This window comes from Agromyces mangrovi (assembly GCF_030296695.1).
Taxonomy (GTDB): Bacteria; Actinomycetota; Actinomycetes; order Actinomycetales; family Microbacteriaceae; genus Agromyces; species Agromyces mangrovi.
On record NZ_AP027737.1, the window covers coordinates 867,983 to 892,972 of the forward strand.

The following is a 24,990-nucleotide window of genomic DNA, read 5'->3' on the forward strand; positions in this document are numbered from 1 at the left end:
GCCTACGCCGCAGGCCCCGGCCCGAACGCGCCGAGGGGAGGCTCGCGCCTCCCCTCGTTCCGCGTCCCCCGCCGATCAGCCGCCCGCGAGCTGCTGGTCGAGGTCCTGGATCGCGTGCATCATCGCGCGCAGCGACTCGCCCATCTCGCCGATGCCGTCCACGGCCGACTTCAGGCCCGTCGTCAGCTCCTCGTAGCCCTGCCCGAACCGGCCGGACGCGTGCTGGGTGCGGAAGTCCTCGCCCAGCAGGTTGTCCACCGACGCCTTCAGCTGGTCGAGCTGCGCCTGGATGTCGTCCCGCGCGTCGCCGAGCTTCGCCGCCATGGCCTCCATCTCGCCGTACGACGCTCCGAAGTCCGCCATGAGTTCCACCTTCCCGATCGTCTCCACCGGTCCCTCGCGGACCGAACGACACCTACGCTAACCCGGCCCGCACCGACGGGCGATGGGCAGCGCTCCCCACCCGTGGACAGTGCACGCTCACGCCGAGTGCGGGGCCTGCGGTGGCACGTGCGCCGCCTCGGCCTCGGCGAGCAGCAGGGCCCCCACCGGCTCGGACGAGATCGCGCGCACCCGTCGCGGAGCGAGCAGCCCGCGCCGCGACAGCCGCTCGAGTGCGGCAGCGCGCGCTGCCTCCATCGCCGATCGTTCGTCGTCCGACAGCGCCGCGAGCGCCTCGTCGACTCGTTCGACCGCGCGGAGCCGCGCGTCGGCGACGTCGGCGAGGAACGGGTCGGCGATCGCCCGGTCGTCGGCCGTGTCGGCGTCCAGTGCCGCGCGCATCCGCACCCGGCGCACCGAATCCACGACCGCGAGCGCCAGCATGGGGACGGCGGACACCACGATCACCGGGAGCCAGCCGTCGGCCGAGGCCGCGTTCAGCGGGTCGTCCGCGACCCGCTGGAGTGCGAGGCCGGCGGTCACCACCCCCACCGCGCCGGTGCCGATGGCGATGCGCGGCAGGGGCTGCAGCAGCCGTGGCGCGGCCGGCGCGGCGACGAGCAGCACGAGCGCGGCGACGCCGGAGACGGACGCGAGCACGCCGCCGACGGCGAGGGCGTCGGCCAGCCCGATCGTCCCGCGAGCGACGAGCAGCGCGAAGGCGACCGTGACCGGCAGCAGGAGTGCCCCGGTGAGCAGCAGCGAGGCGCACCCGGCGCGGGGATGGTCGGACTCGGCACGTGCCGCGATGCGCACGACCGCGGCGGCGCCGCCCTGCGCGCGGTCGGCCGCCGCCACCTCGTCGCCGTAGTCCCGCGCTTCGCGCTCGACGGCGCCCAGCACGTCGGGCGCGGAGGCGAGCAGCCGACGGTCGAGGTCGGCGAGCTCGGCGGGGCCGGCGGCGCGCACGGACCGGGCCCACTCGGCGGCGGCGTCGGCACCGGGCATCCGCTCGCCGCCTGCCGGCTCGGAACCCGCCGGTTCAGCCATCGGACGGCAGGATGCGCAGGGTCTGCACGATCTGCTCGAGCTGCTCCTCGAGCAGGCCGAGTACGGTCGGCCTGGTGGGCGAGGTCAGCACGTGCACCGCGAACCCGTCGGCCGCGAAGGCGTAGCTGATGCCGCCGACCGGGTGCCCGGCGGCATCCGGTGCCGCAGCGACGAAGGTCGACCTGCGACCGGCGCCGAGGCCCGCCGCGGTCACGTCCTCGACCACGGGCGGGATCGCGAGCGGCAGGTCGGGCGTGAGCGCGTGGCGCAGCCCCGCCGCGACGTCGTCGCCCTCGGCGATCGCGGCGACGCGCACGTGCACGACCGCGGTGACCGGCACCGCGTACGGGCGGAACAGCAGGGTGAGCGCGTCGTCGGGGGCGACCTGCGCGCGCACCTCGTCGAGCATCACCCGGAGCGCCATGCGCTGCTCGTCGCCGAACGCGCCGCGCCCGGCGGCGTAGCCGGCCTCGAGCTCGGACGCGAACGCGTCCCACCGTTCGGCCGTCGCCTCGCGGGGCACGACGCTCCACGAGGCATCCGGCACCTGCAGGTCGAGGTCCGTGGCGTTCACCGGGCGCCCTCCGTCCGGGGCATCCAGGCGAAGGTGCCCATGATCGCGTCGGCGACCAGGATGAAGCCGGCGAGCGGATGCTCCGAGGGGGCCGTGCCCACGGGGTGCGCGATGACCGCGGCGAAGCGCAGGGCGCTGCGACGACGCGTCCCGGGGATGGGCGTGAGGTACGAGACCGTGTGCGAGCCGATGCGCTCGCCGTTCACCTCGTGCGTGCCCGAGCGCTCCCAGCGGATCATGGCGCGGTCCTCGTTCAGGGCGCGTGCGCCGTGGCTGCGGATGAGCTCGGACACCTGCGCATCGAGCGTGCCGCCGTCGGGCGCGGTCATGCGGGTCGCGGTGATCGACATGGGCATGATGGCGTCGTCGGGCGCGGTGTCCTGTACGAAGTACGCGACCGCGTCGAGGCGGCGGAGGTCGGCGAACGCCTGGCGGGTCAGGGTGCGCAGCTGCGCGTTCAGGTCGGGCCGGTGCTGGCGGCGCAGGCGATCGGATGCCCGTGCGAGCATCGCCTGCTCCCCCACCTGATCGGGTGCGTGCTCGACCCACCCCGGCGGGAGGATGAGCTGGAACGGTGGGACCTCCGGGCGGGCGCCGAGGAGCTCGTCTCTCAGTGACATCCGTCACATCCTCGCGCGTCCGCGGGGCGCACGCGAACCGACGGCCTCGCCGTGCGGGTCACGAGGTCGCGGCCAGCTGCTCGCGCCAGGTGTCGACGGGAGGCTCGGGCGGCGTCGCGGTGCCGAACACGCCCACGATGTTCGAGATCGTGGTCTTGATGTTGACGTCCATGTGGCCCGCCACGAGGTGCGCCGCGTTGACGCCGTTGTCGGTGGCTGCCTGAAGGGCGACGTTGTCGGCGACACCCATGTACCGCGCGAAGATGTCGGCTCCGCCGCCCATCTCGCCGGCGATCTCGGTGAACAGCGAGCGCCCTGCGCCGGCCAGCCCGGGCACCCCGCTTCCCGCCGCGGTGAAGCCGGTCCGCACGGCGGTCCAGCCGCTGCGGACCTGGCCGATCGCGGGGCCGAACTCGTCGGCCGCGACGAACCCCTTGAGGAACGCCTTCGTGCCCGCCTCGCCGCCCTCGGCGAAGGCGCCCAGCTTGCCGATGGGGATCACGCCGACGATCGCCCACGCGACGTCGCCCCACGACGCGCGCCCGTAGAACTTCATGTAGACCGTGAGCGCGAGCGCGAGGATCGCGGCGATGGTGCCGAGCACCGCGATGAGCGGCCCGCCGATGACGATCGCGAGCACCGCGAGCACGATGCCGACCACCTGGAGCACCTTGAGCGCGGTGTCGGCGAAGCCGGCGAGGTCGTCGGTCCACGAGTCCTCGATGCCGCCGTCGGTCGCCGTGCCGATCGCGTCGGTCGCGCGCTCGAACGCCGTCTCCCAGGTGTCGTAGCGGGCGTCGTAGTCGTCGGCGAGCAGCTCCCAGGCGTCGTGCGCCTGCTCCCGCGCGATCCGTGCGTTCTCCCGGGTCGTGTCGTCGGTCGCGCCGGTCTCCGGGTCGGGCATGGGCAGCGGCATGGTCGCGTACTCCATGTGCCGCGACGTGTACGTGTTCCACGCCTGCTCGCAGTCGTCGAGGAGGGTGCGGAGCCCCGTCTGGACCTCCTCGAGCGAACCCGCGTAGACCTTCAGCGCCAGCCCCGTGGGCGAGTAGCGCTCGCCGGCGAGCCGCAGCTCCTCGTGCACGTCGCCGATGACCTCGCGGAGCGCGTCGACGCTCAGGCCCTCCATGCCCTCCGCGCCCTCGGCGATCGCCTTGAGCAGCCCGGCGGACTCGCGCATCTGCATGCCGAGGTCGACGATCTCGTCGCCGCGGCGCGTGATGTCGCCGGGGTGGCCCTCGATCCACTCGATCTCGCGGCCCAGGCGGGTGGGATCCATGCGTGTCGCTCCTCGTCGGTGTGGTCGTCGGGTGGGTCAGCCGCGCGGCAGGTCGCGGGTCTCGCCGGCGTCGACGCTCAGGGACTTCGACGCCTCGACGTCCCAGTCCTCCCACGCGGCGCCGGTCTCCTCGACGTGCTGCTGCACCTTGGCGATGTCCTCGCGGAGGAACCGCCTCCGGTCGTCCCAGCCCGACTCGAAGCTGCTCGCCTTCGAACGCAGCTCGCCGCGCCCGCACGGCGTGCCGATCGCCTCCTCGAGCTGGTCCGACCGGTTCGAGGCCTCGTCGAGCTCGACCAGGATCTGCTTGAGCGAGCCGTTGAGCTCGTTCAGCACCGAGTAGCTGATCAGCACGTCCGACATGTTGCGCCTCCTCGGGTGTCTGCCGGTTCGCTGCCGGCGATGGCGAGCCTATTGCCGGCCCGGGCGTCGGGGACATGGGGAGCGATCCCCATCGGAGGCATCCGTGTCATGACAGCGGCAGCTGCACCGTCTGGATGCGGCCGTTCTGCACGAAGATGCCACGGCCCTCGGGGAAGTCCGCTCGCTTGACCTTGGGGAACGGCACCTTGAACACCGAGTCGCCGTCGTAGGCGTCGGGCCGCAGCGCCACGCCGCGACGCCCGGCCTTGAAGTCGCCGATGAAGCCGAACCCGCTCGAGAGCAGCGACACGTCGGCGTCGCCCACGAGGAAGTGGTCGCTGCGGTTCACGGCCTGGAAGAGCTCCTTGAGCGGGCGCTCGGCCTCGGTGTCGGCGAACTGCGTGACCTGCTCGACCACGACCATGATGCGGTGGCCGAGCGACTCGTCGGGGATGAGGTCGACGAGCTCCTTCGCCAGCGCCTTCGCGTCGGCCACGTTCGTGGCGCTGCGCGTCCACGGCGCGTGCTCGCCGAGCTGCGCGCGACGGCCGGCGAAGTGGAAGAGGCGCACGTCGGGATCGAACCGCCGCATGGCGTCGACGAGGCCGCGCAGCGCCTGCGACTTGCCGCTCTGGGGCGGGCCGGTCACCGCGAAGGTGCCGACGGGCTCGAAGCCGATCGGGCCGAGGGTCTCGTCGGCGAGGCCGAGCACCGGCTCGCCGGCGACCTGCTCGGGCAGGTGCTCCGCGGGGTACGAGACGGGCAGCGCGCCGATGCCCGGTGCCTCGGGCGCGCCCTCCCGGCGGAGGCGCTCGGCGAGCGCCTCGAGCGCCGTGGTCTGCATGGCGACGTTCGTCGAGCCGCCCAGCACCGCGACCTGCGCCTCGGCGCCGTCGACGATCGCCCGGCCCGGAGCGGAGCGCTCGTCGAGCACGTCCTTCGGCACCCCGAGCACCTGGTAGGCCGTCTCCTCGGAGAGCCGCAGCACGATGCGCTTGGTGATGTTCGCCGCGACCGCGGTGGGCACCGCGCCCGCACGATCGGCCGTGGCGACCACGTGCACCCCGAGCGGTCGGCCCTCGCCGAGGATGCGCATGAACGCGTTGTAGAACGGCGCGCGGACCGCGGCGCCGTCCCACTCCGCACGGAACTGCGCGAACCCGTCGACGAGCACGAACACGCGCGGCTCGCTGCGTCCGGTCAGCTCGCGGTACTCGGTCAGGCTCGCCGCGTTGACCGCGCTGAACTCGCGGCCGCGGCGGTCGAGCAGGTCGCCGACGGTGCGCAGCAGCCGCTGGATTCGCTCCGGGTCGTCGCCCGGGATGACCGCGCCCACGTGCGGCAGCGACTCGAGCGACCGCAACGAACCCGACCCGAAGTCGAGCCCGTACACCTGCGCCGCGCCGGTGTCGGGGCGCATGCCGGCCGCGATGGCGACCGTGCGCAGCGCGGTCGACTTCCCCGCGCCGCTCGTGCCGTAGACGAGCATCGACCCGTCGCGGTCGGGCACGAAGTGCACTGGCTCCTGCAGCTGCCGCTCCGGCCGGTCGGCGAGCCCGACGACCACCTGCGCGTCGCCCGCGACCGGCAGGTCGACGAGGTCGACCGCCGGGGCGAGGTCGTCGAGCCAGGGCCGGCGCGGCGTGGGGATCGACGCCAGGGTCGCCGCCTCCACGAAGCTGCGCACCATGCGCTTCTGGTCGTTCGGGCCGGGATCCGAGCCGAGGTCGGCGGCCTCCGGCTCGGCGTCGGCCTCCCAGAGCACCACGCCGCCGAACCGCAGCTCGGCGACGCGCACCTCGGCCTCGGTCTGCTCGTCGACGCTCCAGCCGCCCGCGTACGCCGCCTGGAACGACACCAGCCGGCCCGGCCCCGTCTTCGCGATCGCGCGCCCGGGTAGCGACGGGTCGAAGCCCGCCGCGACGGCGTCGCCGACCACGTCGCGGGAGTCGGACTCGTCGGCCATGCGCAGCGCGACCCGCAGGTTCGTGTTCGCGCGCAGGTTGTCCTTGATCACGCCGGCCGGCCGCTGCGTCGCCATGATCAGGTGGATGCCCAGCGAGCGCCCGCGCTGGGCGATGTCGACGACGCCGTCGACGAACTCGGGCACCTCGTTCGCGAGCGCCGCGAACTCGTCGATCACGAGCACGAGCGCCGGCGGGCACTCGGGGTCGCGCCGCCGCTCGAGCTCCAGCAGGTCCTTCGCCTTCTTGCGGTTGAAGAGCCGCTCGCGGTGGTGCAGCTCCGCCCGGAGGCTCGTGAGCGCGCGGCGCACGAGGTGCGGGCTCAGGTCGGTCACGAGGCCCACGCAGTGCGGCAGGTCGACGCAGTCGGCGAACGCCGACCCGCCCTTGTAGTCGACGAACAGGAACGTCACGCGGTCGGGGCTGTACTCGGCGGCCATGCCGAGCACCCATGCCTGGAGGAACTCCGACTTGCCCGAGCCCGTGGTGCCGCCCACCAGCGCGTGCGGGCCCTGGCTGCGCAGGTCGAGGGTCATCGCGTCGGGGCTCGACTGGCCCACGAACGCCTTGAGCGTGCCGGCGCGCTTCAGCCGGGGCAGCGGCGCACCGGACCGGTCGGCGACCGAGTCGTTCTGCCGCCAGCGCTCGACCACGCTCGATGCCTGGTCGGCGAGGTCGTGGCCGATGAGCCCGAGCATCGACGCCGAGCGCGGCAGGTCGCTCGAATCGGCCACCACGGTGCTCGCGTCGACGACGGGCGCGAGGCGCTTCGCGAACACGTCGGCGTACGCGGCCGAGACGCCCTCGACGCGCACTTGCTCGTAGGTACGGCCGGCGCGGACGAGTCCGACCGTGGCATCCTCGAGCCCCCGGGACGCGTCGATGTACGACCGGCACGCGGCGGGCAGCGACTCGACGCTCGACCCGAGGAAGATCGTGTAGATGCCCGCGTCGGCACCCCGCTCGATGACCTGCGTGAGGCGCGGCCGGTCCACCGGGGCATCCGCCGACACGAACAGCACGAGCGCCATGTCGCCGTCGACCTCGCCGCCCTGGTCGATCGCCTCGCCGATCTGCGACCCGAGCTCCATCGCGGTGTCGGCGTCGCGGAGCGGGCCCCGGCGCGTGGCCGTGCCCGACAGGCGCTGCAGGATCGTCTCCTCGAGCGCGTTCAGCAGCGCGGTGCCCGTGGCCTGGCTGTCGGCCAGCGCGAACTGCGCGAACGGCGAACGCGGGCTCGTGGTGTGCGGCATCCACTTCAGCCACTCGAGCTCGCGCGCCCAGCCGGGATCGACGATCGCGGCCGTGATGATCTCGTTCGGCGCGTGCAGGCCGAACAGCTGCACGCCGAGGCCGCGCACGACGTCGGCGGCGACGCCCCGGGGGCCGGCCACGCCCAGCGCACCGGCGCTCGGCAGGAGCTCCACGACGGGGATGTCGTCGATGGTGGCGAAGCGCTCCCGCAGGTTCTCGACGCGGGCGGCGTACTCCGGGATGCCGCCCCCGCCGGGTGACGGCGCGATCGAATTGCGGCTCGTCGCACGACCCGTGCCGAGCCGGAACGACAGGAAGTTCCAGTGCTCGGGGCGCCGGGTCCAGAGCATCGGGCCGAGGCGCATGGCCTGCTCGTAGACCGTCGCGACCGCGGGCGCCTCGCCCTGCCGGCGGTCGAACTCGACCTCGACCTCCGCGGTCAGGCGCTCCTCGAGCGCCTCGGCCTGGAGCTCGAACGTCTCGATCTCCTGGCGGACCTTCCGGCTCGTGAAGCTCCGTTGGCCGAACCAGTTCGCCAGCAGCATGAGCGGTGCCATCGCGACGATGACCAGCGAGAGCACCCGCTGGGTCAGCGCGTAGATCGAGAGCCCCATGATGACCGGTGCGACGATCATCGGCCACGGGAACATGCGCGGCGTCGCCTCGGTGGGCAGGTCGGGGTGCGGGTACTCGGTGCCCGGGTAGCGCGGCTCCACGCGCGGCGACCGGTTGAACATCAGGGCGCCGCCGCGTTCGAGCACCGGGTCGTGCTCCACCTCGGCCGATGCGACGGGCGTGATCGCGACCTCGGTGTCGCCCAGCACGATGGGCTGGCCGGGGATCACGGTGAGGCGGGGCACGAGCCCGCCGTCGACGAGGATGCCGTTGGCCGAGTTCAGGTCGACGAGCTCGATGCCGTGGCCGACCTCGATGCGCGCGTGGCGCTTCGACACGAGCGGGTCGGCGAGCACGACGTCGGCGTCGCCGCCGCGGCCGATGACGCTGTGCCCCTCGGGCAGGTCGATGCGCCGGCCGGCCTCGGGTCCGCTGCGCACCTCGAGCACCGCGGCCGGTGCCGCGCGCCGCCCGCCCGTGCGCGCGCCCGCGTCGGGCACGACCGCCGCGCGGAAGCCCGACCCGATCGCCGCGTCGGCGAACAGCGCGCTCGACGCGAGCGTGGTGGCCTCGCGGGCGGTCGGGGCTGCGACGGCGAGGGTCAGCGGCACGCCCGCCGTGCCCGTGCCGCGCGGGTCGCTGCCGGCGATCGCACGCGCGACGTCGCCCACCGTCGCGGTCGCGTCGGAGGTGACCACGATGTCGACGTCGTCGCCGCCGGGGCGCCGGTAGGAGAGCTTGACCTTCATGCGCCGACCTCCGCGCGCTCGACCGTGAACGACCTGCCGCCGACCTCGACCCGGGCCCCCCAGGCGAGCGACATGCGCTCCCCGCGGGCAGCGCCACGGGCTCGCCGCCCGGCCCGCGCACCTCGGTGCCGTTGGTCGAGCCGCGGTCGGCGATCCAGAACCCCGACTCGTCGACGCCGAACGCGGCGTGCGTCTTCGAGATCTCCATGCGCGGGTCGTCGAGGGGCACCAACTGCGCCACCCGTTCGCCGGCCCGCGGCTCGGGCGCCCGGCCGAGCAGTCCGTCGCCGGTCACGTCGATGCGGCTGCCGTCGTCGAGCACGAGCACCGCGCCGATGCGGCCGTCTCCGGCCGGCCGGCCGTCTCCCGCAGGCGCGCCACCGAGCGCGGGCGGCACCCACGCCTCGTCGGCGGCGGGAGCGGCGACCACGCCCGATGCGGACCTCGCCGCGGGGATGAACGCGGCCGCGCCCGGGGCATCCGTCGCCAGTGACGGCAGCGACTCGCGTCGCGTGGACGGCGCCGGGACGAGCGCGCGCCGCGCCTGCCGCACGGCCTTCGCGTCCGCCGGATCGAGCGCGTGCCGAGCGTCGACCAGCCAGACCGAGCCCAGCCGGTCGAGCCAGCTCCGTCCGCGACGGGTCGGGTCCCAGAGGCCCGACGCGAACAGCAGCGCCGGTCCGAGCAGCGGCAGCAGCGACCACGACAGCCAGAGCACCGTGGCGCGCCAGGTGAGGCGCCAGAACCCCGGGCGGCCGAACGTGACCACGCTCACGCTGCGCAGCCCCGCGCTCGCCTTGCCCGCGGTCACGCCGCGGCGCCCGTGCAGGATGAGCTGCACCAGCCCGAACACCGCGAGCAGCACCTGGCTGACGAGCACGAGCACGAACGGCAGCAGCAGGTCGGACGGGGCGGCAGCGGATGCCTCGCCCAGCGCGACCGGCAGCAGCACGCGCAACAGCAGCACCGCCCCGACGACTCCCGGGGCGGCGAGCACCGACCAGATCGTCGCGTCGATCGTGAACGCGAGCATGCGACGGCCGGTGGGCGCCGACCGCACGCCGAGCACGTCGGCGTCGTCGAGGTCCGCGATGCCGCCGGCGCTCGTGCCGGGCTCGCGGACGGCTGCGGCCTGTGGGGTGACGCTCACGCCGGTTCCTTCCTCGTCGGCGCGGTCGCGCACCTCGATCCGGGCGGCGCGCACGCACCTGCATCCGAGGAGAACACCTCGCGGGCTCGCCGTCGATGGGGAGCGGTCACCACCGGACTCCCACCCTACGTGCGGCGGAGCCCCTCCGATGCACGACGGCGACGCGCCGTGGACAGACGGATGCCGCGGGCGGCGGCCGCCCGCGGCATCCGGAACCTGCGCTCAGTGACGCGTGAGCTGCGGCCCCGCCGCGAGCTGGCGGTCGTACTCCTCGTACGCCGCGCGGTTGCGCGCGGTCACGGTGCGGCCCCGCGCCGCGACCCACGCACCGAACCAGAGCGTCACCTCGCGCGCGAAGACGCCGGCGAGGATCGCGCGCGGGTCGAGCCAGCGCGCCGCGACGAAGTCGCCGACCTCGGCCGAGGTGAGGTTCCAGGCCTCGCCGAGCAGCGCGCCGCCGACGTACGAGAAGTACACGACGATGCCGACCAGGAGGCCGAAGACCGCGTACGCCCACCAGCCGTTCCGGTTCACGATCGCCGCGAGCAGGATGAACGAGAGGAAGAAGACGAGCACGGGCACCCAGAACGCGGGGTGGCCGAGGAACTGCAGGAACGCGTCGATCGGCTCGGCCGTCGAGCCCTGCACGAAGACCAGCAGGTAGCCGGCGAGCGCGTAGAGGGCCGCGAACGCGACCGTCGCGATGAGGCCGACGAGCACCCCGAAGCCCCGGTTGCCCCTCGGACGCGGCGGGGTGGGCGCCTGCACGTAGATCGCGCGCTGCTCGGGCTCGGCCGGCGGTGCCGGCGCCGCCGGGGCTGCCGGAGCCACGGGTGCGGGCGGCTCGGTCGTGGGCGCCTCGTCGGCAGCCGGGACCTGCTCGGTCGGGGTCTCCGGCTCGGCGGGCGCGGGCGCCGGCTCCGGCTCGGCCGCAGGTGCGGCGGGTTCGGCGACCGGCTCGTCCGCGGCCGCGGCGTCGGGCGCCGGGTGGTCGGCCTGCGCCCGCTGCACGGCGGCGTCGAGCTCCGAGGTGTCGGACTCCTGCGCGGAGTCGGTCGGCGGAGCCGGGGGCGCGGGCGGCTCCGACGTCGGTGCGGCATCGGCCTGCGGGGCATCCGCACCCGTCGTCGTGTCGGTCTCACCGGTGTCGGCCTGCGGCGTGCTCGTGGGCTCGTCCTCGGGTCGAGATCCGGGCGTCGTGTCGCTCATGTGGCACCCCTTCCGGGCGCGCCGAGCGCCCCGTCGCGGTCACTCTAGCAACGCGAGCCGCCCTCAGCCGGGCGCCGCGCACGGGTGTCGCGCGGCCGCGGGCCCGGCCCCGGATACACGACGAGGGCCCCGGATCGCTCCGGGGCCCTCGTCGTGTCGGCGTGACTACTGGTAGTTGCCGGGGGTGAAGTCGTCGCTCGAGAACGAGTCGAAGTCGACGAAGCTCAGGTCGCCCTCGGAGAAGACCGCGTCCTCGGAGAAGATGCGGTTCGGGTAGCGCTCCGCCTTCGCCTCCTCGGTCGCCTCGACCGTCACGTTGCGGTACTTGCCGAGCCCGGTACCGGCCGGGATCAGCTTGCCGATGATGACGTTCTCCTTGAGGCCGACCAGCGGGTCGGACTTGCCCTCCATGGCGGCCTGCGTGAGCACGCGGGTCGTCTCCTGGAAGGACGCGGCCGACAGCCACGACTCGGTCGCGAGCGAGGCCTTGGTGATGCCCATGACCTCCTGGCGGGCCGAGGCGGTCTTCTTGCCCTCGGTCAGCGACGCGCGGTTGATCTCGTTGTACCGGCTGCGGTCGACGAGCTCGCCCGGCAGCAGGTCGGTGTCGCCGTGGTCGACGACCGTGACCTTGCGCAGCATCTGGCGCACGATGACCTCGATGTGCTTGTCGTGGATCGGCACGCCCTGCGAGCGGTACACGTCCTGCACGCCCTCGACGAGGTGCTTCTGCACGGCGCGGACGCCCTTGACGCGGAGCACCTCCTTCGGGTCGACCGTTCCGACGATGATCTGCTCGCCGAGCTCGACGTGCTGGCCGTCCTCGACCAGGAGGGTCGAGCGCTTGAGCACGTTGTACGCGATCGGCTCGTCCCCGTTGTCGGGGGTGAGGATCACCTTGCGCTGCTTCTCGGTCTCGTCGATCGTGATCTTGCCGGGGGCCTCCGCGATCGGCGACGCACCCTTGGGGGTGCGGGCCTCGAAGAGCTCCTGCACGCGGGGCAGACCCTGCGTGATGTCGTCGGCCGAGGCCGAACCACCGGTGTGGAAGGTACGCATGGTCAGCTGCGTGCCGGGCTCGCCGATCGACTGGGCCGCGATGATGCCGACGGCCTCGCCGATGTCGACGAGCTTGCCGGTCGCGAGCGAACGGCCGTAGCACTTCGCGCAGACGCCGACGCTCGACTCGCAGGTGAGCACCGAGCGGACCTTGATCGACTCGACGCCCGCCTTGACCAGGCGGTCGATGAGCACGTCGCCCACGTCGGCGCCGGCCTCGGCCAGCACCTCGCCCGTGGCATCGACGGCGTCGGATGCCAGGTTGCGCGAGTACACCGAGTTGTCGACGTCGGCCGCCTCGCGGAGCACGCCCGCCTCGTCGGCCTCGGCGATCGTGAAGGCCAGGCCGCGAGTCGTGCCGCAGTCCTCCTCGCGGATGATGACGTCCTGCGAGACGTCGACCAGACGACGCGTCAGGTAGCCCGAGTCCGCGGTGCGGAGCGCGGTGTCGGCGAGACCCTTGCGGGCACCGTGCGTGGCGATGAAGTACTCCGCCACGGTCAGGCCCTCGCGGTAGCTCGAGATGATCGGGCGCGGGATGATCTCACCCTTCGGGTTGTTCACCAGACCGCGCATACCGGCGATGTTGCGCACCTGCAGCCAGTTACCGCGAGCACCCGAGGACACCATGCGGTTGATGGTGTTGTCCTCCGGGAAGTTCTCGCGCATGGCCTGGGCGACCTCGTCGGTGGCCTTGGTCCAGATCTGGATGAGCTCCTGACGACGCTCGAGGTCGGTCGTGAGACCCTTCTCGAACTGCGCCTGGACCTTCGCGGCCTCCTTCTCGTGCTTCGCCACGATCTCCGCCTTCTGCGGGGGTGCGACGACGTCGGAGAGGGCGACGGTCACGCCGGAGCGGGTCGCCCAGCGGAAGCCGGCGTCCTTGATCCGGTCGAGGGTCGCTGCGACCTCCACCTTCGGGTAGCGCTCGGCGAGGTCGTTGACGATCGACGAGATCTGGCCCTTGCCGGCCTGCGCGTTGAAGTACGGGTAGTCCGTCGGCAGCGCCTCGTTGAAGAGGGCGCGACCGAGGGTCGTCTCCAGTGCGAACGGCTTGCCGGGCTCGAAGCCCTCGGGCGCCTCGCCCTCGGCGAAGTGCAGCCCGTCGAGACGGATCTTCACCTTCGCGTTGAGGTCGAGCTCGGTGCGCAGCGGCGAGTTCTGGTCGAACGCGAGGATCGCCTCGGCGATCGACGAGAACGCACGGCCCTCACCGGCGACGCCCTCCTTCTCGGTCGTCAGGTGGTGCAGGCCGATGATCATGTCCTGCGAGGGCAGGGTCACCGGACGGCCGTCCGACGGCTTCAGGATGTTGTTCGACGCGAGCATCAGGATGCGGGCCTCGGCCTGCGCCTCGACCGACAGCGGCAGGTGCACGGCCATCTGGTCGCCGTCGAAGTCCGCGTTGAACGCGGCGCAGACGAGCGGGTGCAGCTGGATGGCCTTGCCCTCGACGAGCTGCGGCTCGAACGCCTGGATGCCGAGGCGGTGCAGCGTGGGCGCGCGGTTCAGCAGGACGGGGCGCTCGCGGATGATCTCCTCGAGCACGTCCCACACCTGCGGGCGCGAACGCTCCACCATGCGCTTGGCGGCCTTGATGTTCTGCGCGTGGCTCAGGTCGATCAGGCGCTTGATGACGAACGGCTTGAACAGCTCGAGCGCCATCTGCTTGGGCAGGCCGCACTGGTGCAGCTTCAGCTGCGGGCCGACCACGATGACCGAACGGCCCGAGTAGTCGACGCGCTTGCCGAGCAGGTTCTGGCGGAACCGGCCCTGCTTGCCCTTCAGCATGTCGGACAGCGACTTGAGCGCACGGTTGCCGGTACCGGTGACCGGGCGACCACGACGGCCGTTGTCGAACAGCGCGTCGACGGCCTCCTGGAGCATCCGCTTCTCGTTGTTCACGATGATCTCGGGCGCGCCGAGGTCGAGCAGTCGACGGAGGCGGTTGTTGCGGTTGATCACGCGGCGGTACAGGTCGTTCAGGTCGCTCGTGGCGAAGCGGCCACCGTCGAGCTGCACCATCGGGCGCAGCTCCGGCGGGATGACCGGGACGACGTCGAGCACCATCGCGGCCGGCGAGTTGCCGGTGGCGAGGAACGAGTTGACGACGCGCAGGCGCTTGATGGCGCGGATCTTCTTCTGGCCCTTGCCCTCGGCGATCTGCAGGTGCAGGTCCTCCGCCTCGGCCTTCAGGTCGAAGCTCTCGAGCCGCTGCTTGATCGCCTCGGCGCCCATGTAGGCGTCGAAGTAGATGCCGAAGCGGTCCTGGAGCTCGTGGAACACCGGGTCCTCGGGCTTCAGGTCGCCGACCTTCAGCGTGCGGAACTCGTCCCAGACGCGCTCGAGGTGCGCGACCTGCTCGTCGGCCGACTTGCGGACGCCGGCCATCTCCTTGTCGGCGGCGGCCTCGGCGCGCTTCTTCTGGTCGCTCTTGGCACCGTCGGCCTCGAGCTGCGCGAGCTCCTCCTCCTTGCGGGTCATGAGCTCGGCGATGCGCGCGTCGCGCTGGTCGCCGATCGTCTTGATCTCGAGGCGGAGCTCGTTCTCGAGCCCGGGCAGGTCGGCGTGGCGACCCTCCTCGTCGATGTCGATGATCATGTACGCCGCGAAGTAGATGACCTTCTCGAGGTCCTTCGGAGCCATGTCGAGCAGGTACCCGAGGCGCGAGGGCACGCCCTTGAAGTACCAGATGTGCGTGACGGGCGCGGCCAGCTCGATGTGGCCCATGCGCTCACGGCGCACGGACGACTTCGTGACCTCGACACCGCAGCGCTCGCAGACGATGCCCTTGAAGCGGACGCGCTTGTACTTGCCGCACGAGCACTCCCAGTCGCGGCTCGGTCCGAAGATCTGCTCGCCGAAGAGGCCGTCCTTCTCGGGCTTGAGCGTGCGGTAGTTGATCGTCTCGGGCTTCTTGACCTCGCCGTACGACCAGCGGCGGATGTCCTCGGCGGTGGCCAGGCCGATGCGAAGCTCGTCAAAAGTGGTTGCGTCGAGCAATTTCTCTCCTAGAGATTTCCTGAGGTTCTTCTATCGGCCTGGTTCAGATCTCGTCGATGTTCGACGACTCGAACCGGGTGGAGATGTTGATGCCGAGCTCCTCCGCAGCGCGGAAGGCCTCGTCATCCGTGTCGCGCAGGCTGACCGCCGTGCCGTCTGCCGACAGCACCTCGACGTTCAGGCAGAGCGACTGCATCTCCTTCATGAGCACCTTGAAGGACTCGGGGATGCCGGGCTCCTGGATGTTCTCGCCCTTGACGATCGCCTCGTACACCTTGACGCGGCCGAGGATGTCGTCGGACTTGATCGTGAGCAGCTCCTGCAGTGCGTACGCGGCGCCGTAGGCCTCGAGCGCCCACACCTCCATCTCACCGAAGCGCTGACCGCCGAACTGGGCCTTACCGCCGAGCGGCTGCTGGGTGATCATCGAGTACGGGCCCGTCGAGCGCGCGTGGATCTTGTCGTCCACCAGGTGGTGCAGCTTCAGGATGTACATGTAGCCGACCGAGGTGGGGTACGGGAACGGCTCGCCGGAGCGGCCGTCGAACAGCTGCGTCTTGCCGCTGGAGTCGATCAGGCGCTCGCCGTCGCGGTTCGGGTGCGTCGAGTCGAGGAGACCTGCGATCTCCTCCTCGAGCGCGCCGTCGAACACGGGCGTGGCGACCTTCGAACCGGGCTCCGCCTCGCGGGCGACCTCGGGCAGGCGCCCGGCCCACTCCGGGTTGCCCTCGACCTTCCAGCCCTGCTTGGCGACCCAGCCGAGATGGGTCTCCAGCACCTGGCCGAAGTTCATGCGGCCGGGGATGCCGAGCGGGTTGAGGATCACGTCGACCGGCGTGCCGTCGGCGAGGAACGGCATGTCCTCGACCGGCAGGATCTTCGAGATGACGCCCTTGTTGCCGTGGCGGCCGGCGAGCTTGTCGCCCTCGGTGATCTTGCGCTTCTGCGCGATGTAGACGACCACGCGCTGGTTGACGCCCGAGCCGAGCTCGTCGTCACCGTCCTGCGCGTCGAACACCTTGACGCCGATGATCGTGCCCTGCTCGCCGTGGGGGACCTTGAGCGACGTGTCGCGCACCTCGCGGCTCTTCTCGTTGAAGATCGCGCGGAGCAGGCGCTCCTCGGCGCTCAGCTCGGTCTCGCCCTTCGGCGTGACCTTGCCGACGAGGATGTCGCCGGGGCGGACCTCGGCGCCGATGCGGATGATGCCGCGCTCGTCGAGGTCGGCCAGCAGGTCGGGGCTCACGTTCGGGAGGTCGCGGGTGATCTCCTCCTTGCCGAGCTTGGTGTCGCGGGCGTCGACCTCGTACTCCTCGATGTGGATCGAGGAGAGGACGTCGTCCTTCACCAGGTTCTGGCTGAGGATGATCGCGTCCTCGAAGTTGTGGCCCTCCCACGGCATGAACGCCACGAGGAGGTTCTTGCCGAGCGCGAGCTCGCCGTTGTCGGTCGCGGGGCCGTCGGCGATGACCTCGCCGGCCTCGATGCGCTCACCGGCGTTGACGATCACGCGGTGGTTGTACGAGGTGCCCTGGTTCGAGCGGTCGAACTTGCGCAGCCAGTAGGTCTGCGTGCCGCCCTCGTCGAGGTCGACCGTCACGAAGTCGGCCGAGACCTCGGAGACCACGCCGGACGCGTCGGCGGTGAGCACGTCGCCGGCGTCGATCGCCGCGTAGCCCTCCATGCCGGTGCCGACGTAGGGCGAGTCGCTGCGCAGCAGCGGCACGGCCTGGCGCTGCATGTTCGCACCCATGAGGGCGCGGTTCGCGTCGTCGTGCTCGAGGAACGGGATGAGCGAGGTCGCCACCGACACCATCTGGCGCGGCGAGACGTCCATGTAGCCGATCTCGTCGGCGGGGATGAGGTCGACCTCGCCGCCGGTCTTGCGGGCCAGCACGCGCTCCTCGACGAAGTGCCCGTCCTTCTTGAGGGGGCGTTCGCCTGGGCGACGACGAAGTCCTTCTCGTCCATCGCGGTCAGGTAGTCGATGTGCTCGGTGACCCGGCCGTTCTCGACCCGGCGGTAAGGGGTCTCGATGAAGCCGAACGAGTTGATGCGCGCGAACGACGCGAGCGAGCCGATGAGGCCGATGTTCGGGCCTTCCGGCGTCTCGATCGGGCACATGCGGCCGTAGTGCGAGGGGTGCACGTCGCGGACCTCGACGCCCGCGCGGTCGCGCGAGAGGCCGCCGGGGCCGAGCGCCGACAGGCGGCGCTTGTGCGTGAGCCCGGCCAGCGGGTTGTTCTGGTCCATGAACTGGGACAGCTGCGAGGTGCCGAAGAACTCCTTGATCGCGGCCACGACGGGGCGCACGTTGATCAGGGTCTGCGGCGTGATCGCCTCGATGTCCTGCGTGGTCATGCGCTCGCGGACCACGCGCTCCATGCGCGAGAGGCCGGTGCGGACCTGGTTCTGGATCAGCTCGCCGACGGCGCGGATGCGACGGTTGCCGAAGTTGTCGATGTCGTCGACGTCGAGGCGGAGCTCGACGTCCTTGCCACCGCGGCGACCCGGCAGGGTCTTGCGCTCGTCGTGCAGCGCGACCAAGTACTTGATCGTCGACACGATGTCCTGGACGGTCAGCACCGAGTCGGTCAGCGGGGCCTCGAGGCCGAGCTTGTTGTTGATCTTGTACCGGCCGACCTTGGCGAGGTCGTAGCGCTTCGGGTTGAAGTAGAAGTTGTCCAGCAGCGCGCGGGCGGCCTCGGCGGCGACCTGCTCGCCCGGACGGAGCTTCCGGTAGATGTCCTTGAGCGCCTCCTCCTTCGTGAGGATGTTGTCCTTCTCGAGGGTGAGGGCGATCGACTCGTAGCCGGCGAACTCCTCGAGGATCTCCTCCGAGGTGAGGCCGAGGGCCTTGAGGAAGACGGTGACCGACTGCTTGCGCTTGCGGTCGATGCGCACGCCGACCTGGTCGCGCTTGTCGATCTCGAACTCGAGCCAGGCGCCGCGGCTCGGGATGACGCGGGCGGAGTAGATGTCCTTGTCGGAGGTCTTCTCCTGGGCGCGCTCGAAGTACACGCCGGGCGAACGGACGAGCTGCGAGACGACGACGCGCTCGGTGCCGTTGATGACGAAGGTGCCCTTCGGGGTCATGAGCGGGAAGTCGCCCATGAAGACCGTCTGGGTCTTGATCTCACCGGTGAGGTGGTTCATGAACTCGGCGTTCACGTAGAGCGGTGCCGAGTAGGTCTTGCTCTTCTCCTTGCACTCGTCGATCGAGTACTTGGCGGGCTCGAGCTCCGGGTTCGTGAAGCTCAGCTGCATGGTCTCGCCGAGGTCCTCGATGGGCGAGATCTCCTCGAAGATCTCCTCGAGGCCGCTCGCCTCTGCCAGGTCGGTGCGACCGGACTCGACGCCCTCCTCCACACGCGCCTTCCACGCGTCGTTGCCCACGAGCCAGTCGAACGACTCGGTCTGGAGGGCGAGGAGATCGGGTACGGTGAGGGTGTCGGTGACCTTCGCGAAAGACAGTCGCTTCGCGTTGCGTCCGTTCTTGGGAGTGGGCATGTTCGCGTTACGCGCAGCAGCCAAGGAAATTACCTCCATGGGCCCCGTCGGGCCGGATTACCGTCGATAGTGGTGGAAGTACCCCGCAGACTCACGTGTTGCGTAGGTGCCGGGCACGCCGACGGACGCCGAATCCGCCGATGTCTCCGGACACACGAAGCCGACCGCAATATGAAGGCAGAGATGGTCTGGGAGCGCAAAGGTTAACTATAGGCCGGATGCCACGCCGTGTCCAGTCGGATTCTTGACCTCCTGCGATGGCTGGGGTATAAGCCGGATGCAGCCGAGCCGAAAGGGTGCCCGATGAGCCGTTCCCGCGTGCGCGTCGAGCCGAGCCCGGTCTTCGCCGGGGCGCTCGAACTGGTGGTCGACGATCGCCCGCAGTCGGTCGTCGACCCCGCGAACCCGGCCCGCCTGCACTACGACTACGCGCACCGCGTCGGCGGGGTGCTCTCGCTCGTCGCGGATCCCGGCGCCGCACTCCGGGTGCTGCACGTCGGCGGCGGCGCGATGACGCTCGCACGCCACGTCGCCGCGCTCCGCCCGGGCTCGCGCCAGGTGGTGATCGAGAACGACCCCGACGTCGTGCGGGTCGTGGGCGAGCGGATGCCCCTGGGCCCGGCCGCCGCCCGGTCGATCGACGTGCGCACGGGCGACGCCGCCGCGCTCGTGCCGGGGCTCGACGCCCGGTTCGACGTCGCCGTCGTGGACGCGTACGTCGGGCTCGACGCGCCGGGCTTCGCGGCATCCGCCGACTGGTACCGGACGCTCGCGGGCCTCGTGCCCGACGGCATCGCGATCGCCAACGTGGTGGACGACGGCGACCTGGCGTCGGTGCGCCTGGTCGCACCCGCGCTCGCCGACGCGTTCGGGAGCCTGCTCGCACTCGGGCCGGCCGACCTGTTCGCCGGCGAGCGGGGCGGCAACGTCGTACTGGTCGGCGGTGCCGGCGAGCGCCTCGACGCGTGGGTTGCGCCGCTCCGACGCATCGGCCCGCACCCCGCGACCGTGCTCGGGTCGGCCGAGGCCGCGCGTACGCTGCTCGGGTAGCGTTGGCGCATGCCCGAGCCCGAACGCACCCTCGCCGCGAGCGGGCATCACGCACGGCTCGAGGAGGACCGCGGGCGACCCGGATCGTGGACGCTGTACGTCGACGGCACGCCGCAGTCGCACGTCGACCTCGAGCGGCCCGAGTGGCTCGGGTTCGAGTACGTGCGGCGCATCGGGCACGCGATCGACCTCGTCGCCGAGCCGGGCGAGCCGATCACGGCCGTGCACCTCGGCGGCGGCGCGCTGACGCTGCCGCGGTACGTGGCGGCCACGCGACCGGGCTCCCGCCAGCAGGTCGTCGAACTGGAGTCCGACCTCGTCGAACTCGTGCGCGAGCACCTGCCGCTGCCGCGCGGCGCCCAGATCCGCGTGCGGCACGGCGACGCCCGCGAGGTCGCCGGCCGCTTCCCGCGCGGGCTGCACGGGCGGGCCGACATCGTGGTGGTCGACATCTTCTCGGGCGCGCGCACGCCCGCGCACGTGACGAGCGCCGAGTTCTACGAGCTGCTCACGCCGCTGCTCGCGCCCCGCGGCATCCTCGTCGTGAACATCGCCGACGGCGCCGGCCTCGCCTTCGCGCGCGGGCAGGTGGCGACGCTCTCGCGTGTGCTGCCCGAGGTGGCGATCGCCGCCGACCCGGGCATGCTCAAGGGCCGGCGCTTCGGCAACGTGGTCGCGTACGCGAGCCCGGACGAGCTGCCGTTCGCGCAGTTGCCCCGGCGGCTCGCGAGCGACCCGGCGCCCGCGAAGGTCGTGGCGGGCGCCGAACTGCACCGGTTCGTCGCCGGTGCCCCGTTCGTGACGGATGCGACCGCGGTGCCGTCGCCACCGCCCGCGCGGTCGGTGTTCCTGACCAAGCCGAACGCCTAGCGCCCCGATCGCCGAGGTCCGGCTCAGGCGTGCCGGAACCGCACCGACTGGCCCGGCCGCAGCTGGGCGAACGCGTCGATCGAGGCGTGCGACACGACCGCGATCACGGGGTAGCCGCCCGTGACGGGGTGGTCGGCGAGCAGCACCGTCGGGGTGCCGGTCGGCGGCACCTGCACCGAACCGCGCACGACGCCCTCGCTGGCCAGCTCGCCGGGTACGCGGCGTTCGAGCGCGGGCCCGTCGAGGCGCACGCCGATGCGGTCGGACTGCGGCGAGACCCGCCACTCCGTCTCGAAGAGCGCGAGCCGAGCGGCATCCGTGAACCAGTCGGCGCGCGGGCCGGGCACGAGGCCCGCGACGACCTGGTCGTCGACCGGCGCCCACGCGGTGAGCCGGTCGAGTGCGGGGATGGCGCCGGCGGTCTCGTCGCCGATGGGCACTTCGTCGCCCGCGGCGAGCGGGGCGGGCCCAAGCCCCGCGAGCGTGTCGCGCGAGCGCGAGCCGAGCACGCGCGGCACGGCGATGCCGCCGCGCACGCCCACCACGTAGCGCAGCCCGTGCGCGGCCGTGGGCAGCACGAGCTCGGCGCCGGGCCGCGCCCGCGTCGCGGTCTCGGGGCGCACGGCCTCACCGTCGAGCGTCACGTCGCCCCACGCGCCCGTGACCGCGAACCACGCCGCGTCGTCGAACCGGAGGTGGAGCCCGCCGATCGCGCACTCGAGCGCCGCAGTGTGCGGGGCGTTGCCGACGAGCCGGTTCGCGAGGCCGAGCGCGGCACGGTCGGCGGCGCCGGACTCGCCCACGCCGAGGTGCGCCCAGCCGGGGCGACCGCGGTCCTCCACGAGCGTCAGGGCACCGGGGGCGAGCACCGTGAGACGGCCGGTCACGACTCGGCCTCCCGCCGCACGAAGCGCACGGTCGCGCCGGGCACGAGTCGCGCCGGCGGATCGGCGGCCGGGTTCCACAGCTCGGCATCCGTCGTGCCGATGAGCCGCCAGCCGCCCGGGCTCTCGCGCGGGTAGACGCCCGAGTAGCCGCCGGCGAGGCCGATCGCCCCGGCGGGCACGCGCGTGCGCGGGCTCGCGAGCCGCGGCACGTCGTACGGCCAGTCGTCGCTCACGAGGTAGCCGAATCCCGGGGCGAACCCGGTGAACGCGACCCGCCAGGTCGCGCCGAGGTGGGCCGCCACGAGCTCGTCGACGGTGACGCCGAGGGCGGACGCGGCGGACGCGAGGTCGTCCCCGTCGTAGCGTGCGGCCAGCTCGACGGCCTCGGAGGCGACCGCGTCGATCGGGGCGGGCTCGGTGTGCGCGATCCAGGAGGTCGCCGTCTCGAGCGCGATGCTCGCCGGGTCGACGGTGACGAGCACCGTGCGTGCCGCGGGCACCAGGTCGACGACCCCGTCGGGCCGCGACGCGGTGAGCGCGGCGTGCAGGCCGAGCACCTCGTCGGCGTCCTCGCACTCGACCAGCACCGCGTGCTCCCCGGACGGGAGGATTCGGCGCGCGCCGCCGCCCGCGACGGTGCTCATGCGAACGCCCCCACCGGGACGCCGGCGTCGGCGAGCGCGGCCCGCACCGCGCGCGCGATGTCGACCGCGCCCGGGGTGTCGCCGTGCACGCAGACCGACTCGGCCTCGATGCGCACGACGCCGCCGCCGACGGCCTCCACCTCGCCGTCGGCGAGCATGCGGACCACGCGAACGGCGGCGGCCTCTGGGTCGGTCACGAGCGCGCCGGGCTGGTTGCGCGGCGCGAGGGTGCCGTCGGCCAGGTAGCCCCGGTCGGCGAACGCCTCGGCGACGAAGCGCAGCCCCGCGGCATCCGCCGCCCGCTCGACCGCGGACCCCGGCATGCCGAGCACGGCGAGCCCTGAGTCGAACGCGGCGACCGCACGCGCGAAGGCCTCGGCGAGGTCGGCGTCCGCCGCGACCGCCGCGTACATCGCGCCGTGCGGCTTGACGTAGCGCATGGCGGTCGACGCCGCGGTCGCGACGCCCGCGAGCGCGCCGAGCTGGTAGACGGTGTCGGCGGCGAGCTCGGCGGGCGAGACCTTCAGGTGCCGGCGGCCGAAGCCCACGAGGTCGGGGAAGGACGGGTGCGCCCCGATGACCACGCCCGACGCGGCCGCGATGCGGCAGGTCTCGAGCATCGTGGTCGGGTCGCCGCCGTGGAAGCCGCACGCGACGTTCGCGCTCGAGACCGCGCGGAGCATCTGCTCGTCGTCGCCCATGCGCCACTGCCCGAACGACTCACCCAGGTCGCTGTTGACGTCGATCGTGCCGGACACGACTCCATTGTCTCGCGGTGACGGCGGCCGCGCATATCCTCGTGCCATGGCGGAACTGGATCGGGTGCGCAGGTGGGCGGACGCGCTGATCGTGCTGCACCTCGACCCCGCCGTCTGGACCTTCGCGTTCGACAACGCGAAGAAGCGCGCCGGGCTCTGCGACTTCCAGGCGCACCGCATCTCGGTGTCGCGATACCTCGCGGCGCGGTACGACGACGACGAGATCCACCAGATCCTGCTGCACGAGGTCGCGCACGCCCTCGCCGGGCCGAACGCCGGGCACGGCCCGCGCTGGAAGGCCGAGGCGGCGCGCATCGGGTACGTGGGCCGGCGCACGCACGACGGCGAGATCGCCGACGAGCTCGCGCCGTGGGTGGGCACCTGCCCCGCCGGGCACCGGCACGTGCGCTACCGGAAGCCCACGCGTGCGCTCAGTTGTGGCGAGTGCTCGCGCGGGTTCGACCGGGCGAACCTCATCACGTGGCGGCACCGCGAGATCACGCCCGCCATGCGGCGGCGGGCCGCGGCGAGCGCCGACCCCGGGCGGGCGTAGGCGTCACGCCGCTCCGGCGCGTGGGTCAGGCGCGGAAGACGCCGCCCTGCAGCACCGGCACGACGTCGGTCACGTCCGCCTTGGTGGCGAACGCGACGTCGGCCCGGCGGCCGTCCGCGGCGAGCTCGCGCGCGCTGCCGGTCGCGCTGATGAGGTGGTGCGCCGCGCGGCCGAGGCCGGTGTAGGCGGCCGCGGCGACCGCCGCCTCGGGCGAGGTGTGGTCGATGCCGAGCTCCATGAGCGCGTCGACCACGGCGCCGGCGGTCAGTTGATCCTCGACGGAGACGCGGAGCGAACCGTCGGGCCACTGCTCGCCCGCGGCGATGATGGCGACCGAGGTGCGGGCCTGCCGCTCCTCCTGCACCGTGTGGACGTACCGGGCGACCGCGCTCCGGTTGCGCAGCGACGCGGCGACCACGCGTGCTGGCGAGTGGGAGAGCCCGTGCGCGATGCGCGAGCCGTTGATCGTCGGCAGCACGATGATGCGGTCGCCGTCCCCGGCCGACTGCTCGGCGAGCGCCGCCGTCGACGGGCGATCCGCGAGCTCGGCGCCGAGCTCGGCCGCCCGTGCCTCGGCGCCGTCGCCCCACCACGGCGCGGCGGCGATGCCCCGCTCGGCGGCGACCACGACGGCGGTGGTGAACTGAACGGCGTCGACCAGCACGACGACGTCCGCGTGGGCCGCCACGGCCTCGACCCCGGCATCGCCCCACTCGAGGCGCACCTGGTACGTGGTCTGGTCGAAGGGGTCGGTCTGCGGCGCGTTCACCCGCACAGGCTAGCCGCCCCCTTCCGCGGTTCCTTACCCGCACGTAGCGTGGGGTCATGCGACTGCTGCTGAAGCTGGTGCTCGACTGCACCCCGGACGCCGCGTGGCGTGCGCTGCACAGCCCCGCCGTGTTCCGCGAGGTCGTCGCGCCGTGGCTCGACTTCTCGTCGCTCGAGGAGGGCGGGCTGCCCACGACCTGGTCGACGGATGGTCCGCACCGGGTGATGTCGCTCGCGTTCCGCCGCTTCCCGACGGGCGAGGAGGTCATCGACCTCGACCACCCCGATGGGTTGCCCGCGGGCGTGCGGATGCTGCGCGACACCGGCGGCGGCCGCAGCGGCGTGTTCGCCGCGTTCGACCGCTGGGACCACCGGATGGCGGTCTCGCCGGCACCCGACGGCAGCGGGCGCACGCTCTACCGCGACCAGCTGCTCGCGGGCGGCGGACCGATCGACCTGGTCGCCTGGTACCCGACGTGGGCGTTCTGGCAGTGGCGCGGGGCGCGCCTGAAGCAGCTCGCGCCGACCTGGTCGTACGACCCGCCGGGCACGGCCGACGCCGACGCGGCCGCCGCCGCACGGGCCTGATCCCGCGCACAGCCCGCGCACAGCACCCATCCGCTAGGCTCGACCACGGCCGGTGCGCCGTTGCGCCCGCCACGCGTCGTAGAACGCTTCCT

At 72.6% G+C, this 24,990-nt stretch carries 18 protein-coding genes and 2 pseudogenes; 4 read left to right on the forward strand and 16 right to left on the reverse strand.

Features of this window, described 5'->3' with window-relative positions:
* Positions 1–75 precede the first annotated feature (75 nt).
* The 12 genes and pseudogenes from QUE38_RS04170 to QUE38_RS17420 form a co-directional block, all read right to left on the reverse strand.
* Entirely contained in the window at positions 76–363 is a 288-nt protein-coding gene (locus QUE38_RS04170) for a WXG100 family type VII secretion target (RefSeq protein ID WP_281884881.1), read from the reverse strand.
* Positions 364–480: 117 nt separating this feature from the next.
* Entirely contained in the window at positions 481–1,431 is a 951-nt protein-coding gene (locus QUE38_RS04175) for a hypothetical protein (protein ID WP_286310361.1), read from the reverse strand.
* A complete protein-coding gene (locus QUE38_RS04180) occupies positions 1,424–2,005 on the reverse strand; it encodes a hypothetical protein (protein ID WP_286310362.1) in 582 nt (193 codons plus the stop codon). Before QUE38_RS04180 ends, QUE38_RS04175 begins: the two co-directional genes overlap by 8 nt.
* A complete protein-coding gene (locus QUE38_RS04185; protein WP_286310363.1) occupies positions 2,002–2,625 on the reverse strand; it encodes a hypothetical protein in 624 nt (207 codons plus the stop codon). Before QUE38_RS04185 ends, QUE38_RS04180 begins: the two co-directional genes overlap by 4 nt.
* Positions 2,626–2,683: 58 nt before the next feature.
* The gene (locus QUE38_RS04190; RefSeq protein WP_286310364.1) at positions 2,684–3,904 is read right to left on the reverse strand and encodes a UbiA family prenyltransferase; all 1,221 of its coding nucleotides are present in this window, start codon (positions 3,902–3,904) and stop codon (positions 2,684–2,686) included.
* A 36-nt stretch (positions 3,905–3,940) separates the two neighbouring features.
* Entirely contained in the window at positions 3,941–4,267 is a 327-nt protein-coding gene (locus QUE38_RS04195) for a hypothetical protein (RefSeq protein ID WP_286310365.1), read from the reverse strand.
* A gap of 106 nt (positions 4,268–4,373) precedes the next feature.
* A complete protein-coding gene (locus QUE38_RS04200) occupies positions 4,374–8,849 on the reverse strand; it encodes an FtsK/SpoIIIE domain-containing protein (protein ID WP_286310366.1) in 4,476 nt (1,491 codons plus the stop codon).
* A 166-nt stretch (positions 8,850–9,015) separates the two neighbouring features.
* A pseudogene (locus tag QUE38_RS17410) lies at positions 9,016–9,882 on the reverse strand (RDD family protein); the annotation flags it as partial.
* Between the two features lie 339 nt (positions 9,883–10,221).
* Positions 10,222–11,208, reverse strand: coding sequence for an ABC transporter (locus QUE38_RS04205; protein ID WP_286310367.1), 987 nt, complete (start codon positions 11,206–11,208; stop codon positions 10,222–10,224).
* A 165-nt stretch (positions 11,209–11,373) separates the two neighbouring features.
* Positions 11,374–15,270, reverse strand: a complete 3,897-nt coding sequence (locus QUE38_RS04210; RefSeq protein WP_286310368.1) for a DNA-directed RNA polymerase subunit beta' — start codon at positions 15,268–15,270, stop codon at positions 11,374–11,376.
* A gap of 43 nt (positions 15,271–15,313) precedes the next feature.
* Complete coding sequence (gene rpoB, locus QUE38_RS17415; RefSeq protein ID WP_350227624.1) at positions 15,314–17,167, reverse strand: DNA-directed RNA polymerase subunit beta; 1,854 nt, start codon at positions 17,165–17,167, stop codon at positions 15,314–15,316.
* Positions 17,156–18,819: pseudogene (locus QUE38_RS17420) on the reverse strand (DNA-directed RNA polymerase subunit beta); the annotation flags it as partial. The gene rpoB and the pseudogene QUE38_RS17420, both read right to left, overlap by 12 nt.
* 264 nt (positions 18,820–19,083) lie before the next feature.
* Here QUE38_RS17420 and QUE38_RS04220 point away from each other — a divergent pair.
* Positions 19,084–19,830 (forward strand): spermidine synthase, encoded by a 747-nt coding sequence (locus tag QUE38_RS04220; protein ID WP_286310369.1) that lies wholly within the window; start codon positions 19,084–19,086, stop codon positions 19,828–19,830.
* Positions 19,831–19,839: 9 nt separating this feature from the next.
* Complete coding sequence (locus QUE38_RS04225) at positions 19,840–20,700, forward strand: spermidine synthase (RefSeq protein WP_286310370.1); 861 nt, start codon at positions 19,840–19,842, stop codon at positions 20,698–20,700.
* A gap of 23 nt (positions 20,701–20,723) precedes the next feature.
* Here the strand turns inward: QUE38_RS04225 and QUE38_RS04230 are convergent, their stop codons facing one another.
* From QUE38_RS04230 to QUE38_RS04240, 3 genes are read right to left on the reverse strand one after another with little or no spacing between them, the layout of a single operon-like run.
* Positions 20,724–21,587: a 5-oxoprolinase subunit C family protein gene (locus tag QUE38_RS04230; RefSeq protein ID WP_286310371.1), complete on the reverse strand. Its 864-nt coding sequence runs from the start codon at positions 21,585–21,587 to the stop codon at positions 20,724–20,726.
* Positions 21,584–22,231, reverse strand: a complete 648-nt coding sequence (locus tag QUE38_RS04235; RefSeq protein WP_286310372.1) for a 5-oxoprolinase subunit B family protein — start codon at positions 22,229–22,231, stop codon at positions 21,584–21,586. Before QUE38_RS04235 ends, QUE38_RS04230 begins: the two co-directional genes overlap by 4 nt.
* Complete coding sequence (locus QUE38_RS04240) at positions 22,228–22,989, reverse strand: LamB/YcsF family protein (RefSeq protein ID WP_286310373.1); 762 nt, start codon at positions 22,987–22,989, stop codon at positions 22,228–22,230. Before QUE38_RS04240 ends, QUE38_RS04235 begins: the two co-directional genes overlap by 4 nt.
* 46 nt (positions 22,990–23,035) lie before the next feature.
* Here QUE38_RS04240 and QUE38_RS04245 point away from each other — a divergent pair, with 46 nt between their 5' ends.
* Entirely contained in the window at positions 23,036–23,542 is a 507-nt protein-coding gene (locus tag QUE38_RS04245) for a SprT-like domain-containing protein (protein ID WP_286310374.1), read from the forward strand.
* A 25-nt stretch (positions 23,543–23,567) separates the two neighbouring features.
* Here the strand turns inward: QUE38_RS04245 and QUE38_RS04250 are convergent, their stop codons facing one another.
* Positions 23,568–24,311: a 2-phosphosulfolactate phosphatase gene (locus QUE38_RS04250; RefSeq protein WP_286310375.1), complete on the reverse strand. Its 744-nt coding sequence runs from the start codon at positions 24,309–24,311 to the stop codon at positions 23,568–23,570.
* A gap of 56 nt (positions 24,312–24,367) precedes the next feature.
* Here QUE38_RS04250 and QUE38_RS04255 point away from each other — a divergent pair, with 56 nt between their 5' ends.
* Complete coding sequence (locus QUE38_RS04255) at positions 24,368–24,898, forward strand: hypothetical protein (RefSeq protein WP_286310376.1); 531 nt, start codon at positions 24,368–24,370, stop codon at positions 24,896–24,898.
* Positions 24,899–24,990 lie beyond the last annotated feature (92 nt).

What these genes read in the sequence shown, in the direction of transcription:
- QUE38_RS04170 (WP_281884881.1), bottom strand. Translation starts at nt 363, where the DNA reads ATGGCGGACTTCGGAGCGTCGTACGGCGAGATGGAGGCCATGGCGGCG.
- QUE38_RS04175 (WP_286310361.1), bottom strand. Translation starts at nt 1,431, where the DNA reads ATGGCTGAACCGGCGGGTTCCGAGCCGGCAGGCGGCGAGCGGATGCCC.
- QUE38_RS04185 (WP_286310363.1), bottom strand. Translation starts at nt 2,625, where the DNA reads ATGTCACTGAGAGACGAGCTCCTCGGCGCCCGCCCGGAGGTCCCACCG.
- QUE38_RS04190 (WP_286310364.1), bottom strand. Translation starts at nt 3,904, where the DNA reads ATGGATCCCACCCGCCTGGGCCGCGAGATCGAGTGGATCGAGGGCCAC.
- QUE38_RS04195 (WP_286310365.1), bottom strand. Translation starts at nt 4,267, where the DNA reads ATGTCGGACGTGCTGATCAGCTACTCGGTGCTGAACGAGCTCAACGGC.
- QUE38_RS04200 (WP_286310366.1), bottom strand. Translation starts at nt 8,849, where the DNA reads ATGAAGGTCAAGCTCTCCTACCGGCGCCCCGGCGGCGACGACGTCGAC.
- QUE38_RS04205 (WP_286310367.1), bottom strand. Translation starts at nt 11,208, where the DNA reads ATGAGCGACACGACGCCCGGATCTCGACCCGAGGACGAGCCCACGAGC.
- QUE38_RS04220 (WP_286310369.1), top strand. Translation starts at nt 19,084, where the DNA reads ATGAGCCGTTCCCGCGTGCGCGTCGAGCCGAGCCCGGTCTTCGCCGGG.
- QUE38_RS04225 (WP_286310370.1), top strand. Translation starts at nt 19,840, where the DNA reads ATGCCCGAGCCCGAACGCACCCTCGCCGCGAGCGGGCATCACGCACGG.
- QUE38_RS04235 (WP_286310372.1), bottom strand. Translation starts at nt 22,231, where the DNA reads ATGAGCACCGTCGCGGGCGGCGGCGCGCGCCGAATCCTCCCGTCCGGG.
- QUE38_RS04245 (WP_286310374.1), top strand. Translation starts at nt 23,036, where the DNA reads ATGGCGGAACTGGATCGGGTGCGCAGGTGGGCGGACGCGCTGATCGTG.
- QUE38_RS04255 (WP_286310376.1), top strand. Translation starts at nt 24,368, where the DNA reads ATGCGACTGCTGCTGAAGCTGGTGCTCGACTGCACCCCGGACGCCGCG.